The sequence below is a fragment of the Salimicrobium salexigens genome (assembly GCF_900156705.1).
In the GTDB taxonomy this organism is placed as follows: domain Bacteria; phylum Bacillota; class Bacilli; order Bacillales; family Halobacillaceae; genus Salimicrobium; species Salimicrobium album.
In genome coordinates this window covers 79949-96343 of sequence record NZ_FTOK01000007.1, presented here as the reverse complement: position 1 = coordinate 96343, position 16395 = coordinate 79949, and the positions used below count along the sequence as shown (strand labels likewise).

Here is a 16395-nt window from a genome sequence, read left to right as displayed (position 1 = left end):
CGGTACATCTTAAATGATGGAACGTTCCCGGGCCGGTTTTTTATAGGTCCATGAAGAAGAACTGCTTTTCTTTAAATTCCCTGCTGTATCGCGTATAATTAATTGTGAAATGATTCACGTTGGAAAGGCGGTAACGGGAATGAAAGAATGGAATCTGCTGTTGAAAAAAGAGTGGAAAAAAGTTTCGGTGATTGTTCTCGCTGCCCTACTGCTGGCTGTAAGTATTATCGGGCAGGGGTATCTGTTCGTTACAATCGTGGACCGCGTTTTTGTAGAAGGGGGAGGTCTGTCGGCTGTGCTCGTACCGCTGACACTCCTGCTCGGAGTATTGTGGATCCGTACGGGTGTCAGTACTGCGATAGCCCGCACCGGGGTCCGGCTGGCCTCTGGAGCCAAACGTATGATGAGAGAACGGCTGCTTCACAAAATATCGGGAGCATCCGTCGGGGAATCAGGACAGGTGGAAGCCGGGCGGCGGGTGAGCGTTTTCATGGATGCAGTGGAAGAGACGGACAGTTATTTCAGCGGCTACGTGCCTCAGGTGATCCAGTCACTGATCGTACCTCTTTTCCTTTTTGTCACGATTGCAGTTATCCATTTGAACTCCGCTTTTATCATCCTGGCCACTTCGCCGTTCATTCCGCTTTTTTATATAATCATCGGGATGAAAACAAAAGAGAAGTCAGAGGAGAAAGTGGAGGGAATGAATGAACTGTCCGGAAAATTCCTCGATATTTTGCAGGGCCTGACCACGCTGAAACTGTTCCGTAAAGCGAAAGCACAGAAAGAGACGATTGAAACCAGCAGTCTGAGGTTCCGGGATGCGACGATGGAAGTGCTGAAAACGGCGTTCGTGTCTTCCCTCATGTTGGAACTCATTTCTATGCTGAGCATCGGCCTCATTGCTCTTGAAATTGCTCTGCAGCTGATCATATTTGAAAATATGAACTTTTTCACAGCTTTCTTCATTCTTATTCTCGCGCCCGAGTTCTATAACTATCTGAAGCAGCTCGGTTTCGCTTTTCATACAGGTCGGACAAGCATGGGAGCAGCGTCGAAGGTTTTTGAGGAGATCAATAAACCGGAAGACGAGATACAGTGGGGGGAGAAAGAGCTTCCATTATCCCATCCGCCTCATATCGTGCTTCGTGACGTAACGTATCGCTACGGAGAAGACGGGTTTCACACCGGACCTGTCAGCGTAGACCTTACGCCGGGGAAAAACCTTGCAATTGCCGGACGGACCGGTTCCGGAAAATCGACGCTCCTACACCTGATCAGCGGACTGATGCCGGTGAAAGAAGGAACGATCGAGGTGGAAGAGGAGGACCTGCATGAGTATCGTGAGGATGAATGGATGAATCACGTCAGCTATATTTCCCAGGATCCCTACATCTTCTCGGGAACATTGAAAGAAAATATTATTATCGGAGCCGGTGGACGGCCTTCTCCGGAAGAAGTGGAGACCGCCTTGAGAAAAGCAGGTCTTTACGAGTTGACGCAGCGATTGGAAGACGGGATGAATACCCCGTTAGGAGAAGGGGGAAGAGGTCTTTCCGGAGGAGAAAAACAGCGGCTGGCGCTCGCCCGGGCATTCCTGAAAGATCCGTACATCGTTCTTCTCGATGAACCTACAACCGGGCTGGACCTGGAGACGGAACGTATTTTGAGCGAATCACTGACGGAACTGTCGCAGCACGCAACGACGATTACGGTGGCCCACCGCCTGCATACTATACGGGAAGCGGATGAAATTCTGTTTCTGGAAGACGGCCGTGTGGCAGGTCAGGGAACACATGAAGAACTTTTCGGCACCGTGGATGAATACCGCCGGATGACGACGGCGAGCCAGGGAGTGGAAGTGCAATGAAGGAACTGCGAACTGTATTGGCTCTTGTAGCAAGAGAAAAGAAGGATATATGGTTTTCCATCGTCTTCGGGGTGCTGGCCGGCCTGACGACAGTGGGGCTCTTCGGCGCCAGCGGATACCTGATTTCAAAAGCTGCTCTCGCTCCGCCTCTGTATACGCTCATTATCGTTATCGCCATGGTGAAACTGTTCGGTTTTACAAGAGCGCTCGGGCGGTATGTGGAACGGCTGTTTTCGCACCGGGCCACCTTCACGATTTTAAGTCATATCCGGACCCGATTTTTTGAAATGCTTGAGCCCGAAGTGCCCCACATATTCCGGAAATACCGGAGCGGGGATCTTCTCGCACGGGTCATCGGGGACGTGGAGAGCCTGCAGAACTTCTTCCTGCGGGTTTATTATCCCCCGATTGTGCTTCTCATCGTGTTTTTGAGCACTATCATTTTCACTACTTTTTTCTCATGGATGCTCGCTCTCCTATTCTTTCTCGGCCTGGTCATCGTAGGAGTGGTGATTCCGTTCATAGCTACACTGAAACAGCGGAAGAGCCAATATTCCGTAAGAGAAGGTCGTGGCATTCTCTCCACGAAGCTTGCAGAGTGGCTGTACGGCTTCCGTGATTTGAAGATATATCAGAAACAGGAGGAAACAGAGGCCGATCTCAGGGAATCGATGGAGACATACGAAGCTGCTCATGAACGGCAGCAGCTGCAGATGGCTGGCGGAGAAGGATGGAATCTGCTGGCTTCTCTGACAGCGACGTGGGCTGTTGTTCTCGTTTCCGTCTGGCAGATCGGAGCCGGGGAGCTGGACGGGATTTTCCTTGCCATGTTCATCATGATTTCTCTCATGGTATTTGAAGATGCCGGTCCTATGGCGAACGTGCCCAGGCATCTGGAAGATAACAGAAACGCAGCGGAGCGCCTGTTCTCCCTTCCCGGACAGACCGGCAGGCACTCGGGAGATGTCTCCCTCGAACCATCCGGACCGCTTTCTTTTTCCATGGAGAATGTAACTTACTCTTTTCCGGAAAGTCTGACTCCTGTACTTCAGGATGCGACCATCTCTTTTCCTGCCGGCTCCAAAACGGCCATCGTCGGGGCCAGCGGGTCAGGGAAGTCGACGATCCAGCAGCTCCTTCTTTCTATGGACGTGCCCGAAGCCGGACGGATTAAAGTACAGGATAAAGACATGCAGAGGGTGAGTCAGGAAAGCGTGTGGAAAGAAGTGAACGCCATTTTACAGGAAAGTCATTTCTTTTATGGAACGGTCAGAGATAATCTTCTTCTTGCCGATGAAGACGCCGATGACCGTAGAATGAAGGAAGTGCTTGAGCGTGTGAAACTGCCGCATCTGTCCCCTGAACATCCGGTAGAGGAAAAAGGAGGGAACTTGTCGGGCGGAGAGAAACAGCGGCTTGCGCTGGCCAGGATTTACCTGAAACCGGCCCGTACGTGGATTCTTGACGAACCGTTTTCCTCGGTGGACGTCCTTACCGAAAGAGAACTGATGCAGGACTTTTGGGAAACAGCGGTTCATGATACGGTTATTCTTATCAGCCATAATCTTAAAGGGCTTGAGCAGATGGATAACATCGTCGTCGTTGAACAGGGACAGGTGATAGAAAAAGGAAGTTATGAGGAACTTATGGAATGGAAAGGGTACTTCTACAGAATGAAGCAGCTCGAAAATACGCTTATCGGCTGACATGGAAAAAAACGCCTTTCCTCCAGAGAGGCGTTTTTTTTACGTGACCGGCATGGGGAGATAGGAGCATCTGTCAGGAAAGCCCTTACAAAGGAATCCATTTTTTAGTAGTATGGGGAGAGGAGGGATTACTATGAATGAACAGCCAGTCAATTTAGGACACGACACGTATTTGATTGACGGATACGATATGGGCTTTGAAGGCAGAACCGGTACTTACGTTCTTAACAACAAATATGTGACTCTGGTTGAAACCGGTCCGGCTCCTTCGGTCGAAAAAATCAGAGAGGGCCTCGATTCGCTCGGTATTTCTCTTGAGGATGTCAAATATGTTATTGTGACCCACGTTCATCTGGATCACGCCGGGGGAGCGGGACTGCTGCTTGACTCCTGTCCCAATGCAGAACTTATCGTCCATCCGAAAGGAAAGCGCCACCTCGTGGATCCGTCCCGGCTTATTAAGGGAGCGAGAGCCGTCTACGGTGAGGACTTCGACCGATTGTTCGCACCGATTCATCCCGTTCCGGAGGAGAAAGTGATTGAAAAAGGGGAAGAAGACGTGCTCATGATAGATGATGAGAGGGAACTGAAATTTTTTGATACACCAGGACATGCCAAACATCACCTCGGTATCTATGACCCCGTGACCGACGGTATTTTCACCGGAGATACGGCCGGGATCAGATATCATCAGGTAGAAGGCATGACTTTTTATCTGCCCTCCACGTCTCCGAACCAGTTCAATCCGGAAGAGATGACGGCACAGATTCAGCGTTTCCGTCACATGAAACCATCACGTCTCTATTTCGGTCACTACGGGATGACGGAGGAGCCCGAGGAAGCACTGAGTCAGGTGAAAGACTGGCTTTCCGTATTTGTGGAAACTCTCAGACAGGAGGACTCTGCGGAAGCGATGGAGAGCCGCCTATTTGAAAAAGTATCCGGATACCTGAGAGAGAATGGGGTGCCGGATGATCACGACGTATACGAGATCCTCCGCCTGGATATGAAAGTATGTGCCATGGGGTTATATGATTATAAGCAGAAAGAAAGTTAGGAAAATATATAAGAAAGAGCGGTTCCACGAGGGAGGCCGCTCTTTCCTATGTTCTGACTTTATATAGATGCCGCGAATCTTTGATGAGTTCCGGATGAAGGGCTCTTGCAAAGAGGGGAAAGTTTTTTAATTTTATCCCTGCTCCGTAGTAATACGCCTGCCACACCAGTTTGGTGCAGTACTGTTTACCACCAGTATTTTTCAGATCGGTGAAGAACCGGTAGGGTGCCCGGGGGTTCGATTCAAAAATGCGCTTGGCGAAAGCGGCCGCCCGTGCCCCGGCTTCTTCATCCCTGGCGCGGTACAGGTAGAGTCGTGCGAACTTGCGGAAAAAACGGTCTGCATCGTCTTTTTTAAGCCCTTTTGGAATGGAGTGGATGACGCTATCGTCTTCTGTGACGATTCCGACGTGACCGATATAGAAAGAATCTTTCTCTCCGATAGGTGAAAACAGAAGATCTCCCGGTTTCAGTTCGGGGCGTGGGGTCGGGGCTGCAGCTTTTCGCGGTTTAAGAAAGAGAAGTACGCTTAAGAAAGTTATGAGGGCGGCTGTGATTTTTTTCATGAGAACCTGGCTCCTTTTGAAACGTTTTGTTTCGTCTATCGTATAGGAGAAGGAAAGAAAAGACAATCAGAAAGGAAGGATTACATATGCAACAGCCGGCAGGCTTCTGGGTCCGTTTGGGAGCGAATATTCTTGACTCGCTCATCATCGGAGTAATTCTGGCGCTCCTTGCGTTCATCGTTTACGGGGACATCACCAGAGCGGGTGAAGCATCTGCGCTCGATGCGCTATCATTTCTTTACTCTTTGCTGCTTCCGGTTTTCTGGCGGGGGTATGTCATAGGGAAGAAGCTGATGGGTGTCCGTATCGTAAAAGTGAGCGGGGAGGACGTAACCATCGGAAACATGCTGCTGCGTATCGTAGTGGGGGGAATCGTCTACGTTCTCACCATTGGTATCGGTGTGATCGTCAGTGCCTTTATGGTAGGTTTGCGCGAGGATAAACGAGCGATACACGATTTGATAGCCGGTACACAAGTCATCCACGACGGAGAGGGTTAACTTCCTCCCTGTCGTGGTATTTTATTAGTAATACATGCTCGTTAAAGGGAGGTTAACATTATGAAAGTGCCCGTGGTGACAGGTATAACGGCATTTGTTTTCTTTCTGGTTCTGTTTATTATCATTGACAGCCCGCTTCCCTTAGTCGGTGCGCTTTTCATCGCAGTTTTTATTTCCGAGATAGCTTTCTATCATTACTTCGTACAAAAACGTGCCCGGCTCCGACATCCCTCTGATTGAGGTTGCCTCCTTCTTTCTGTACAATGTCGTTATGTGTAAATTTAAAAAGAAGGTGTGACGTTATGACAGAGCGCTATATTGTGATCGGTGCAGGCATCCTTGGTGCTTCCGCTGCCTATCACTTACGGAAAGCCGGAAAAGAGGTGACGGTGATCGATCGTAACGATGACGGGCAGGCTACTGCGGTGGCGGCCGGGATCATCTGTCCCTGGCTTTCCTTAAGAAGGAATAAACGCTGGTATCGTTTAGCCTCGGGAGGAGCACGTTACTATCCGGAACTAGTCCGTGAACTTGAGGATATGGGAGAGACGAATACAGGCTACAAGCAGGTCGGTGCCATAAAAATGCACCAGAAAGAAGAGAAGGCCCGGGATATGTACGAACGGGCCTTAGCCAAAAAGGAATATACCCCGGAAATGGGGGAAGTCACATATCTTGACCACGGTAAACCGAAAGAATATTTCCCGCCTCTGGACGAAGCTTACGCCGGTGTCCATGTGAGCGGGGCGGCCCGGGTGAACGGACGGGAAGTCCGGGATGCGTTAATTCGTGCCGGGAAGAAACTCGGCGTTACGTTTGTAGAGGGATCGGCAGAACTTCTGCATAAAGAAAACCGGGTCTGTGGTGCTATGGTGGACGGCACTCATTACGAAGCGGACCAGGTGATTGCGGCTAACGGCGCGTGGGCGAAGGAACTGCTTTCCCCGCTCGGACTTCATGTGGAAGCCGGGCCCCAGAAAGCTCTGATCGCTCATCTTGATATGCCGGGAGCGGATACGGGAAACTGGCCTGTATTGCTTCCGCCGGGCAATAAATATATGCTCACCTTTGAAGACGGGAGAATCGTCAGCGGAGCCACCCAGTCCTCGGACGAAGGGTTCGATCACGGTGTCCGTGCTTCTTTGCTTCAGGAAATCATCAGTAAAATGATCGAGGTGGCGCCGGGCCTTGAGAATATGGAATTCCATGCTGCAAAAATCGGCTTTCGGCCCTACACTCCCGGATCGATGCCCGTATACGGGAAAGCGCCGGGTGTGGAAGGTCTGTATATCGCTAACGGTCTCGGTGCCTCGGGTCTCACGGCAGGCCCGTACATCGGGGCGGAGCTTGCCCGTCTTGTCATCGGTGAGGAAACGGAGCTGGATCCGTCGGATTACACAGTTGAACAGATTATGGAATAGAAAAAGCGCGATTTCCCCAATTGAGGAAATCGCGCTTTTGTTCGAGGAGACGCGTTTTATTTTTGCAGCGTGCGTACGAACTCTTTCGCTACTGCTACTGTAGACTGAGGGTTCTGACCGGTGATCAGATTTCCGTCTGTTTCTACATGCTCGGACCAGTTCGGTGCGGAAAGGAAATGTGCACCACGTTCCCGCAGTTTGCTTTCAAGAAGGAAAGGCATGTGCTGATCAAGCGTAGTGTCCGCTTCTTCCGCGTCCGTGAACGCATTGACGCTTTTGCCCTGTACGATATACTGTCCGTCCGAAAGTTTTACGTTCACGAGAGCAGCAGGCCCGTGGCATACGGCAGCCAGCGGTTTCTTGGATTCGTACGTTTCTCTCAGCATACTCTGAAGTTTTTCGTTATCCGGGAAGTCGAACATAGTGCCGTGACCGCCTGGTAGGAAAACCGCATCGAAGTCTTCTGCGTTCAGACTGCTGATAGGCGTTGTGTTTTCGAGCATCGGTTTAGCATCCAGATTTTCCTGAGGCTCGTCATCGCTTACACTGTTCGGGTCTACCGGAGACTGACCGCCGCTTGGGCTGGCTACCGTTACATCGAAGCCGTGCTGTTTGAATTCATTATAGGCTTCGGCGAATTCTGAAAGCCAGATTCCTGTCGGTGTGTCTTCATTGATTTTATCATGGTTCGTTACAATCATTAGTACTTTCTTACTCATATCTGTAAACACTCCTTGTTTTCTGGTTTGTTGCTCACAACCTGTGTATACCCAAGTTACCGTAAATGTTAAACAACCCTGAATGAACGGGCGGTTCCGCTTTTCTTTTGTCCAGCTGCACCACCCAGAAGTCCGTGTCCTAAGCAGTATCCTTATTTTCGGGTAAAGACGACCGAAAAGTAAGCCTCCTGCTTATGCCAGCGCTTCTACCCGGAAGTTTCCGCTTTTCTATGTGCATGTGGCTTGCATAGTCAGGGAAAGGCTGATTAAATTAATTTGTGTGTAACACTTGAAGAAGGGGACGGTTTTCATGAAGATAAACGACTGGTCACAAGTTCAGAAAACGGAGGGTCCGCTGACGCTCGTAATTGCCGATTTCGACGGAATGCATCTCGGTCATTACAATTTATTGCGCCAGGCCCGTAAGCGGGGGCATCAGATAGCGGTACTTGATACTTCCGTAAAAAAAGAACGGCTGCTTACCCCTTTTCATCATAAAAAAGAACTGCTGGAGTCTTTCGGCATAGACTTTTATTATAAAAAGTCGGATGAAGAAAATATCAGGCAGGGTGTGGAAACACTTGCGCCCTTGCATGTTATAATAGAAGAAGAAAATTCAGCTGTCCGTGATGCTGAAGTCTTTTCCATTCAACATGTATCGGCTCCGGAGATCAGGACGCTGATTGAAGAAGGAAAAGTGGAAGCCGCCACAGCCAAGTTAGGTCGCCCCTATGCCATGAAGGCGACGGTCACAAGAGGACAGGCTCTTGGTCGTGAGCTCGGTTTCCCTACAATAAATCTCGGCGGGGCGGACGAATACGTGAACCCCGCACCGGGCGTTTACATCGGTTCTCTTCTCATACACGAAGAGACACCGAGGAGTTATTATGTACTGATCAGTGCCGGATACCGTCCGACGGTGAAAGGTACGACCTATAAAGTGGAAGCATATATTCTGGACTTTCAGGAAGATATTTACGATAGAGACATCACGCTTTCTTTCTTAAGGCACATGCGGGGAGAAGTTGATTTTGACGGTCTCGATGCGCTGGTGGAACAGATGAAGCAGGACGAAATCGACGCACGTGAAGTTTTGGGATTACAACAAAGAAAAGGAGACTGACTCCCATGGGGTAGTACTTGTAGAAATATGCGACAGCAACTTACTGAGCACGATAGACGCAGAAGGGATTCTGGAAGAGGAGTATCCGGCAGTGGACGTGCTGATCAGCGACTGCCTGTCCTATTGCGGCCTTTGTGCCATTAAACCTTACGCTCTTGTGAACAACAAACGGGTCTTCGGCCATTCGGCAGAACAGGCGATGGACAAGATCCGTAAACAGATAGATGAAGAACTTGTAGCTTTCACAGAATAGAAATGGACGTGGACCAGATGGAGTCACTGAAACTCAGCTTGCGCCTTCCGAAAAAAGAGGCGCTCTTTCAACTGAATAGAAAAGGGATCACCAGCACGATCGGCTATCTGTTCGTGCTGCTTCTCGTACTTTTTCTCCCTAACATCTACAGTGCTATCACGACGTTCGAAAGAGAACTGACGGAAGTGGCGAGAGGTCTCTATATGGCGCAGGCTCTCGTTTTTTACCCGCTGCTGATCATTTTTCTAATTGTAGCCGGTGTAACCATCATCGCCGGGGGAGGACTTCTCCTTTCCAAAATATTGAAAAGAAAGCTGCGGTATCAGCAGGTTTGGAAGATGACAGCGTATGCCCTGACACTTCCGCTCGTTTTTTCTACGTTATCGACTTATATTGGGCTCCCGGACTACGTAACAGTGCTTGTATTCATCACTCCGATCAGCTATTTGCTTTATAAAATGATAACGGTGTATCCGAAGCGTCCCTGACGCTTCTTTTTTTGTTGTGTGAATCCTTTTGCGTGACTTTGAGCCGGCATTTTCCCTTCCGGAGGTCACGATTCCTTGATAATCGTGACCTTCAGGAAGAAAAACCGGAGGTAAAGGTCACTAAACAGCTCCCGTCACCTAATTTTTACTTGGGTTCAGAGCGAGGATAAGGTAAGATAATGGAACATTACAAAGAGGAGGGATAGCGATGAAGAGTGCACTGGTATTCCAGTCTGATTTCGGCATAAGTGACGGTGCTGTCAGTGCTATGTACGGAGTGGCCCATTCCGTTGATGAACAGCTGCAGCTATTTACGCTGACGCACGAGATTCCGGCTTTTCACATATGGGAGGCATCGTACCGGTTGTGGCAGACAGCAGGATACTGGAAAAAGGGGACCGTGTTCGTATCCGTCGTTGATCCGGGCGTCGGTTCTAAGCGTAAAAGCGTCGTAGCAAAAACCGCAGGCGGCCATTACATAGTGACTCCGGACAATGGGACACTCACCCATATTCATGAGGCGGAAACGATCGTGGAGCTGCGGGAGATTGATGAGCAGACAAATCGTCTGCCGAATTCCGGGGAGAGCTACACGTTTCATGGAAGAGACATTTACGCCTACACAGGTGCGCGGCTTTCCTCAGGTACGATTACTTACGAAGATGTGGGTCCGCTGTTACCTGCAGATTCCTTTATTTCTCTCCCTCTTCATTATCCGGAGGTCGACGGAGAAAAGATTGAAGGTACGGTGGATATTCTTGATATCCAGTTTGGGAATCTGTGGACGAATGTGCCGCGCGAAGCGTTTCATCAACTGGGTATTACTCACGGGGATTCCGTGGAAGTTACGATCGAACACGGGCGACGGCAGCATTTTCACCAGCTGATGACGTTCGGTCATTCATTTGCGGATACGCATAAAGGAGAGCCTCTCGTATACATCAATTCCCTTGACCGTCTTGCTGTAGCGATCAATCAGGGTTCTTTCGCAAAAGCCTACGATGTGGGCACGGGGCCGGACTGGCATATTCTTTTCAGGAAGTTGTAGGTTGAAAGGTGTAGTAAAATGGGTATAGTGAAACAAAGAGAGAGGGGAGATTTTACATGAATTACGTACAGCTACATAACGATGTGTCGATGCCGCAGCTTGGATTCGGACTCTGGCAGGTAGAAACGAAAGATGCGGAACCGGCAGTAACGAAAGCACTTCAGACCGGCTACCGCTCCATTGACACGGCAGCCATTTACGGGAACGAAGGTCAGGTAGGAGAAGCGATTGCCAAAAGCGATATCCCGAGAGAAGAATTGTTCATTACGACCAAAGTCTGGAACAGTAATCACGGATACGAAAAAACGCTTGAGGCTTTTGAAGAGAGTCTTATTAAACTGGGCACCGACTACGTGGATCTTTATCTCATTCACTGGCCGACTCCGGAGTATGACGACTACGTGGAAACCTATAAAGCGATGGAGAAGCTTCAGAAGGAAGGGAAGGCCCGGGCGATAGGTGTGTGCAACTTTGATATAAGTCATATGCAGCGTCTTCTTGATGAATGTGACGTGAAACCTGCGGTGAACCAGGTGGAATGCCATCCTTACCTTGCACAAAAAGATATTAAAGACTTCTGTGAGGAACACGGTATTCAAATGGAAGCCTGGAGTCCTATTATGCAGGGCGGAGAAGTGCTTGAGAATCATTATGTGCAGGAGATAGCTAAAAATCATGATAAAACAGGAGCTCAGGTTATTCTGCGCTGGCATTTGCAGAACAACCGGGTAGTTATCCCGAAATCGGTGACCCCTTCCCGTATCGAAGAGAACTTTGACGTGTTCGATTTCGAACTGACGCAGGACGAGATGGAGAAACTGGACAGTCTGGACAGCGGTACGAGACTCGGACCGCGTCCTGCCGATATGAATGTAAAATAATGTACGAGGTGGACAACGCGGGCGAGACGGCCCGCGTGTTTTTATGGAAAAAATTATATGACGAAATAACGCGGTCCGAAAATCTGATATACTTGAATAAGCAGAACCGGAATGGAGTCCGGGTGACGGAAGGAAGGTGTTTTCATGATTTTACATAAGAATGAATTCAATGATCACGATATGGGGAAGCTTGTGAAAGGGGCTATCGTTCCGAGGCCGATCGCCTGGGTTTCCTCCATGGATGGAAACGGAAGAAAAAACCTTGCCCCCTTCAGCTTTTTTACGGTAGCTTCGATGGACCCGCTGACGCTTGCCATCTCCGTCGGCGAACGGGAAAGGGAGAAAGATACGGCCTTCAATATAAAAGAAACGGAAGAGTTTGTAGTGAACATCGTGTCCGAATCGCTGGCGAACGCCATGCACGAAACGAGCAGGTATTACAGCGCGGAAGAAGATGAATTCGAAGTGGCGGGTATTACGGAAGCGGAAAGTGTTTACGTCCGTACGCCGCGCGTCATGGCTTCTCCGGTGAGTTTCGAGTGCAGGCTGACGCAGGTAATGGAAATAGGTACATCGAATCTGATTCTGGGAGAAGTCATCGGCTATCATTTACGAGATGATATTTATATGGAGAAGGATAAAGTGGATCCTCATAAGCTTCAGGCTATCGGCCGCATGGCTGGGGATTACACTTTCGTACGGGACTTTTTTCCGTTGCCAACCGATCAGCTTCCGGAATAAAATATATAGAAAGAACAGGACAGGAGGAGAACCATTATGGATTATTATTCACTCGATGAGCTGGAAGTAATGCAGCAGAATGATTTCATCAGGGCTGCTGTGGACCGTGTGGGTGTCGGGGTCGTCATTGCTGACCCGCAACAGGTGGACACACCGGTCGTTTACGTAAATAAAGGTTTTGAGGAACTCACGGGTTATGAGGCGAAGGACGTGCTTGGACGGAACTGCCGCTTTCTTCAGGGAGAGGATACAGAATCAGAAAACCTGGACAAAATCCGGGATGCACTGAAAAGCAAAGAGAATATGAAAGTGGAGCTTCGCAACTACCGCAAAGACGGATCCGAATTCTGGAATGAACTGCAGATATACACCGTGTTCATCGAAAAATTGAACCAGGATTTCTTCGTCGGAGTACAGCAGGATGTGACGAAAAGAGTGGAAGCGGAGCGTCTCGTCGGACATTATTCCACGGAAGTGAAGCGGCTTTCCACACCGATCGTACCGGTGGAAGATGGAGTGTCTATTTTGCCGCTGATCGGAAATGTGGACGACGAACGTCTCCAGCAGATGCTTGATGCTGTCAGTAACCACGTTCAGGAAGAGAAGGAAGACTACCTGATTCTTGATTTATCCGGAGTTTCCTTCTTCAACGAAGAAATACATATAGGAATCTATCAGCTGAACCAGCTCCTCAATCTGATGGGGACCACTCTCATACTGAGCGGTGTCACCCCGAAATTCGCTATGGGGAGCACACCTTACGCCAATTTCAGCGAGCTTTCCCTGAGAAGTTATACTTCCGTCAGGCAGGCACTTGAAAGAATCAGAAACGACATTCAGATATAACTGATCGTTTGATCGGCAGAGAGTTACCAGCTTCTCTGCCGGTCTTTTTTCATATTCGGAATTATGCGAATAAAAAGCTGCCTGTTACAACTCCAATCAGCACTCCCCCCCAGGCTGGTACTTTGAAGAAGTGAAGAAGGGAAAAGAGTGCCAGCGCCAGAGCGAAAGAAGTGTTCGAATGAATGGCACTTGTCACGACGGGATCGTAAAAGGCGGCCAGCAGAATACCGACGACGCTTGCGTTCACTCCCATCAGCACACCCTGAAATCCCGGACGGCTCCGCAGCTCGCTGAGAAAAGGCAAAGCGGCGATCAGAAACAGGAAAGAGGGGAGAAACATGGCGATTGTCGCGACTGCCGCCCCGCTCACCCCTTCGATCATGGTTCCGATATAACTTGAGAAAGTGAACAGCGGGCCTGGAACAGCCTGAGCTGCCCCGTAACCGGCGAGAAACTGATCCACATTCAGCAACCCTGACGGCACGATTTCCCGTTCAAGCATAGGGAGGACGACATGGCCGCCTCCGAATACGAGAGAACCGACGCGGAAGAAGGTATCGAATAGTTGTATAAGAATGTGCTCTGTCTGCCGTGCAAGGACGGGCAGTACCAGAAGGAGGGAGACAAGCAGAGCAAGAGCGCCCGCACCCGCTTTTTTCGAAAAAGTGACGGGGAAGGGGGCGGCGTTTGTATCTGCTATTTTTTTGAACAGAAATCTTCCGGCTATCCCTGCCACCCCTATGATCCCGAGCTGCATCCACGCGAACGGGAAAAGAAGCATAAAACAGGCCGCTATTATTGCAATCGTCTGCCTTTTCGAATCCGGCGTCAGTTTTTTTCCGAGCCCGATCAGAGCGTGCAGCACGACGGCGACAGCCACCACTTTTAAACTATGGATGAACGGAGCATCCGCCAGTTGGAAATTCTGATACAAAAGCGCAAATAGCACCAGAATAATCACGGATGGCAGTGTGAACCCGAGCCAGCTGATAATACCGCCGGCGAGCCCCCCTCGCAGCATGCCGATGGATATTCCTACCTGACTGGAAGCAGGGCCGGGGAGAAACTGACAGAGGGCGATGATGTCGGCATACATCTTGTCGTCAAGCCATTTTCTCCGGTCGATGTACTCTTCTTTAAAGTACGCGAGATGAGCGACAGGGCCGCCGAACGAAGTCAGCCCGAGACGAATGGATGATTTCATTATCTCAAAGAGATGTCTGTTGTTGTTCTTCATATTGAAAAAAGCTCCTCTCGAGACCGCTTTTATTAGAAAAAAGAAAGGACGGGATTTTCTCCTTCCCAGGAGGTCAATCTACAATATACGTTGTTGGGTGGACACCGTCAACATTGTAAAACGGTAACATTTTGTTTAAAATTGAAAATAATTATCAATAAGAATCGGAGGCGTTGAGATATGAAAGATGTGATTGTAATCGGCGGAGGAACAAGCGGACTTTATGCCGCTTACTACAGCTGTATGAGAAATATGGACACGCTGGTGCTCGAGTACCAAGAGGAAACGGGAGGAAAAGCGAAAGTATTCTATCCGGAGAAAGAGCTGTATGACGTTCCCGGCTTCAACGGAATCACGGGGGAGGACTTTGTTTTTGAAACGCAGAAACAGGCGGAACTGCTGGCTCCGGAAATAGAGACGGATGTCATCGTCGAAAATCTGGAAGAAAAAGAAGACAGTGTCGTCGTAAAGACGAATAAAGGCGATTACGAAGCTCTCAGCGTCATCCTCGCTTCCGGACTCGGAGCGTATGACACGGTACCGCTGCCTCTTCAGAAAAGGGAAGAATTCGAGCCTTACTCCATCCACTATACGCTTGAAAATCGGAAACGCTTCAAAAACAAGCGGATTGCCGTATATTCCAACTTCCGTATCGGAATCGACTGGGCCCTGACAATGGAAAAAGAGGGAGCGGCCGCTGTCAGCTTGATCAACCGGGATGAAACATTCCGGGCGGTTTATGAGCACGATGAAGAACAGCTCGCTGCATCTTCCGTGAATGTATTCCGTAATACGGAAATCGACGATCTCGAAGGAGAATCGGGAGCTCTCATGCGTATTCATCTTTCCAATGGGGAAAGTATCGAAGCGGACCACCTTCTTGTATATGAAGGGGTAAGCATAGGTAAAAGTGTATACAAAGACTGGGGACTCGAAGTGGAAAAAGGAAGAGTGACTGTGGATACAGAAATGAAAACGAGCGGAGCCCGGGTATTTGCGTGCGGAGATGCTGCCTATTACCCTGGGAAAACGATGCTTCTCGCTTCGGGGATGTCCGAAGCCATGACAGCTGTGAACAGTGTGAAACAGCTGCTGAATCCGAAAGCTCCCCCTCAAGTTTACAGTACGGTCGTTTATAAACACCATAAGCCCGGGGAGGATATGGACGAATGACATCGATCTGTCTCGTACGACACGGAGAAACAATGTGGAACAGGGAAAAGAAACTTCAGGGAGGTACGGATATCCCGCTGAACGATACGGGGGTAGAGCAGGCGAAACTGTGCCGGGACTACCTGAGAGACGATGACTGGGACGTATTGGTGACAAGCCCGCTGGAAAGAGCGAAGCACACCGCTGAAATCATCGGGGAGGGGCATAACCTTCCCCTTACAGTCATGGAAGAATTACGGGAGCGCCACTTCGGGGAAGCTGAAGGAATGCGTGAAGAGGAAAGGCTGGCCGCATATCCGGACAAACAGTACCCCGGACAGGAAGACAAGGAAGTTTTCATAAATCGGGTGATGACGGGTGTCCGTCGTCTGACTGAAGAATTTCCGGATCGCCGCGTGCTGCTTGTTGCCCACGGCGCGGTTATTAACGCTATACTGACGGAAATCTCCGGTGGGAAAATCGGAGCCGATCGCTTTAAGCTTCTGAACGGATGCCTCACGAATATCGAATTTATGGAAGGGGTCTGGAAAGTCCACGATTACAATCAGGTCACTCATCTTTCCTGAATGTCTCTTCGTAAAAATTTCCGGGGAAATAAATTATTCCTTAAAGGCTTGAGGATGGGAAAATATAGGAAAAGGATACTGGCGTATGGCCAGTATCCTTTTTTTGGGGGGGCGGACTCAACTTATTGAACCGCCGCATACGATGTCATACTTACGATGCGGGGAGGTCGGACACCTTCTTCTGCTCCACGGCAGCTCCTC

General features: G+C 49.6%; 18 protein-coding genes. 15 read left to right on the top strand and 3 right to left on the bottom strand.

Features of this window, described 5'->3' with window-relative positions; all coding sequences use genetic code 11:
- Positions 1-139: 139 nt before the first annotated feature.
- The 3 genes from cydD to BW931_RS09885 all read left to right on the top strand — a co-directional run bounded on the left by cydD (position 140) and on the right by BW931_RS09885 (position 4633).
- Positions 140-1870, top strand: a complete 1731-nt coding sequence (cydD, locus tag BW931_RS09895; RefSeq protein ID WP_076571976.1) for a thiol reductant ABC exporter subunit CydD — start codon at positions 140-142, stop codon at positions 1868-1870.
- Positions 1867-3576 carry a thiol reductant ABC exporter subunit CydC gene (cydC, locus tag BW931_RS09890; protein WP_008591166.1) on the top strand — a complete coding sequence of 570 codons (1710 nt, stop codon included), beginning with the start codon at positions 1867-1869 and terminating at the stop codon, positions 3574-3576. The genes cydD and cydC overlap by 4 nt, the downstream gene beginning before the upstream one ends.
- A 133-nt stretch (positions 3577-3709) precedes the next feature.
- The gene (locus BW931_RS09885; RefSeq protein WP_076571973.1) at positions 3710-4633 is read left to right on the top strand and encodes an MBL fold metallo-hydrolase; all 924 of its coding nucleotides are present in this window, start codon (positions 3710-3712) and stop codon (positions 4631-4633) included.
- A gap of 46 nt (positions 4634-4679) precedes the next feature.
- Here the strand turns inward: BW931_RS09885 and BW931_RS09880 are convergent, their stop codons facing one another.
- A complete protein-coding gene (locus BW931_RS09880) occupies positions 4680-5198 on the bottom strand; it encodes a YiiX/YebB-like N1pC/P60 family cysteine hydrolase (RefSeq protein ID WP_076571971.1) in 519 nt (172 codons plus the stop codon).
- Positions 5199-5284: 86 nt separating this feature from the next.
- Between BW931_RS09880 and BW931_RS09875 the strand changes: the two genes are divergently transcribed.
- The 3 genes from BW931_RS09875 (at position 5285) to BW931_RS09865 (ending at position 7119) form a co-directional block, all read left to right on the top strand.
- Complete coding sequence (locus tag BW931_RS09875; protein WP_008591171.1) at positions 5285-5698, top strand: RDD family protein; 414 nt, start codon at positions 5285-5287, stop codon at positions 5696-5698.
- A 60-nt stretch (positions 5699-5758) separates the two neighbouring features.
- Entirely contained in the window at positions 5759-5938 is a 180-nt protein-coding gene (locus BW931_RS09870; RefSeq protein WP_076571968.1) for a hypothetical protein, read from the top strand.
- Positions 5939-6000: 62 nt separating this feature from the next.
- Positions 6001-7119 carry an NAD(P)/FAD-dependent oxidoreductase gene (locus BW931_RS09865; protein ID WP_076571966.1) on the top strand — a complete coding sequence of 373 codons (1119 nt, stop codon included), beginning with the start codon at positions 6001-6003 and terminating at the stop codon, positions 7117-7119.
- A gap of 56 nt (positions 7120-7175) precedes the next feature.
- Here BW931_RS09865 and BW931_RS09860 read toward each other — a convergent pair whose 3' ends face one another.
- On the bottom strand, positions 7176-7838 hold the full coding sequence (locus tag BW931_RS09860; protein ID WP_076571964.1) for a type 1 glutamine amidotransferase domain-containing protein: 663 nt from the start codon (positions 7836-7838) through the stop codon (positions 7176-7178).
- 310 nt (positions 7839-8148) lie between these two features.
- On the opposite strand from BW931_RS09860, the gene BW931_RS09855 reads away from it, so the two are divergent.
- The 7 genes from BW931_RS09855 (at position 8149) to BW931_RS09825 (ending at position 13218) form a co-directional block, all read left to right on the top strand.
- Complete coding sequence (locus BW931_RS09855) at positions 8149-8961, top strand: riboflavin kinase (protein ID WP_076571962.1); 813 nt, start codon at positions 8149-8151, stop codon at positions 8959-8961.
- The gene (locus BW931_RS09850) at positions 8924-9214 is read left to right on the top strand and encodes a YuzB family protein (RefSeq protein ID WP_076571960.1); all 291 of its coding nucleotides are present in this window, start codon (positions 8924-8926) and stop codon (positions 9212-9214) included. Before BW931_RS09855 ends, BW931_RS09850 begins: the two co-directional genes overlap by 38 nt.
- 2 nt (positions 9215-9216) lie before the next feature.
- Positions 9217-9702 (top strand): DUF1189 family protein, encoded by a 486-nt coding sequence (locus BW931_RS09845; RefSeq protein ID WP_234972619.1) that lies wholly within the window; start codon positions 9217-9219, stop codon positions 9700-9702.
- Positions 9703-9910: 208 nt separating this feature from the next.
- Positions 9911-10750: an SAM hydrolase/SAM-dependent halogenase family protein gene (locus tag BW931_RS09840; protein WP_076571955.1), complete on the top strand. Its 840-nt coding sequence runs from the start codon at positions 9911-9913 to the stop codon at positions 10748-10750.
- Positions 10751-10806: 56 nt separating this feature from the next.
- On the top strand, positions 10807-11631 hold the full coding sequence (locus BW931_RS09835; protein ID WP_076571953.1) for an aldo/keto reductase: 825 nt from the start codon (positions 10807-10809) through the stop codon (positions 11629-11631).
- A gap of 144 nt (positions 11632-11775) precedes the next feature.
- A complete protein-coding gene (locus BW931_RS09830; protein ID WP_076571951.1) occupies positions 11776-12372 on the top strand; it encodes a flavin reductase family protein in 597 nt (198 codons plus the stop codon).
- Between the two features lie 36 nt (positions 12373-12408).
- Positions 12409-13218 (top strand): YtvA family blue-light photoreceptor, encoded by an 810-nt coding sequence (locus BW931_RS09825; RefSeq protein WP_076571949.1) that lies wholly within the window; start codon positions 12409-12411, stop codon positions 13216-13218.
- Between the two features lie 61 nt (positions 13219-13279).
- On the opposite strand, the gene chrA is transcribed toward BW931_RS09825, so the two are convergent.
- Positions 13280-14455: a chromate efflux transporter gene (chrA, locus tag BW931_RS09820; protein ID WP_076571947.1), complete on the bottom strand. Its 1176-nt coding sequence runs from the start codon at positions 14453-14455 to the stop codon at positions 13280-13282.
- Positions 14456-14635: 180 nt separating this feature from the next.
- Here chrA and BW931_RS09815 point away from each other — a divergent pair, with 180 nt between their 5' ends.
- Positions 14636-15628, top strand: a complete 993-nt coding sequence (locus BW931_RS09815; protein ID WP_076571945.1) for an NAD(P)/FAD-dependent oxidoreductase — start codon at positions 14636-14638, stop codon at positions 15626-15628.
- Complete coding sequence (locus BW931_RS09810) at positions 15625-16194, top strand: histidine phosphatase family protein (protein ID WP_076571943.1); 570 nt, start codon at positions 15625-15627, stop codon at positions 16192-16194. The genes BW931_RS09815 and BW931_RS09810 overlap by 4 nt, the downstream gene beginning before the upstream one ends.
- Positions 16195-16395: the final 201 nt, after the last annotated feature.

Bases quoted from the DNA above. Each gene is read 5' to 3' on its own strand.
- cydD (WP_076571976.1), top strand. From the start codon at position 140: ATGAAAGAATGGAATCTGCTGTTGAAAAAAGAGTGGAAAAAAGTTTCG.
- cydC (WP_008591166.1), top strand. From the start codon at position 1,867: ATGAAGGAACTGCGAACTGTATTGGCTCTTGTAGCAAGAGAAAAGAAG.
- BW931_RS09885 (WP_076571973.1), top strand. From the start codon at position 3,710: ATGAATGAACAGCCAGTCAATTTAGGACACGACACGTATTTGATTGAC.
- BW931_RS09880 (WP_076571971.1), bottom strand. From the start codon at position 5,198: ATGAAAAAAATCACAGCCGCCCTCATAACTTTCTTAAGCGTACTTCTC.
- BW931_RS09875 (WP_008591171.1), top strand. From the start codon at position 5,285: ATGCAACAGCCGGCAGGCTTCTGGGTCCGTTTGGGAGCGAATATTCTT.
- BW931_RS09870 (WP_076571968.1), top strand. From the start codon at position 5,759: ATGAAAGTGCCCGTGGTGACAGGTATAACGGCATTTGTTTTCTTTCTG.
- BW931_RS09865 (WP_076571966.1), top strand. From the start codon at position 6,001: ATGACAGAGCGCTATATTGTGATCGGTGCAGGCATCCTTGGTGCTTCC.
- BW931_RS09860 (WP_076571964.1), bottom strand. From the start codon at position 7,838: ATGAGTAAGAAAGTACTAATGATTGTAACGAACCATGATAAAATCAAT.
- BW931_RS09855 (WP_076571962.1), top strand. From the start codon at position 8,149: ATGAAGATAAACGACTGGTCACAAGTTCAGAAAACGGAGGGTCCGCTG.
- BW931_RS09845 (WP_234972619.1), top strand. From the start codon at position 9,217: ATGGACGTGGACCAGATGGAGTCACTGAAACTCAGCTTGCGCCTTCCG.
- BW931_RS09840 (WP_076571955.1), top strand. From the start codon at position 9,911: ATGAAGAGTGCACTGGTATTCCAGTCTGATTTCGGCATAAGTGACGGT.
- BW931_RS09835 (WP_076571953.1), top strand. From the start codon at position 10,807: ATGAATTACGTACAGCTACATAACGATGTGTCGATGCCGCAGCTTGGA.
- BW931_RS09830 (WP_076571951.1), top strand. From the start codon at position 11,776: ATGATTTTACATAAGAATGAATTCAATGATCACGATATGGGGAAGCTT.
- BW931_RS09825 (WP_076571949.1), top strand. From the start codon at position 12,409: ATGGATTATTATTCACTCGATGAGCTGGAAGTAATGCAGCAGAATGAT.
- chrA (WP_076571947.1), bottom strand. From the start codon at position 14,455: ATGAAGAACAACAACAGACATCTCTTTGAGATAATGAAATCATCCATT.
- BW931_RS09815 (WP_076571945.1), top strand. From the start codon at position 14,636: ATGAAAGATGTGATTGTAATCGGCGGAGGAACAAGCGGACTTTATGCC.
- BW931_RS09810 (WP_076571943.1), top strand. From the start codon at position 15,625: ATGACATCGATCTGTCTCGTACGACACGGAGAAACAATGTGGAACAGG.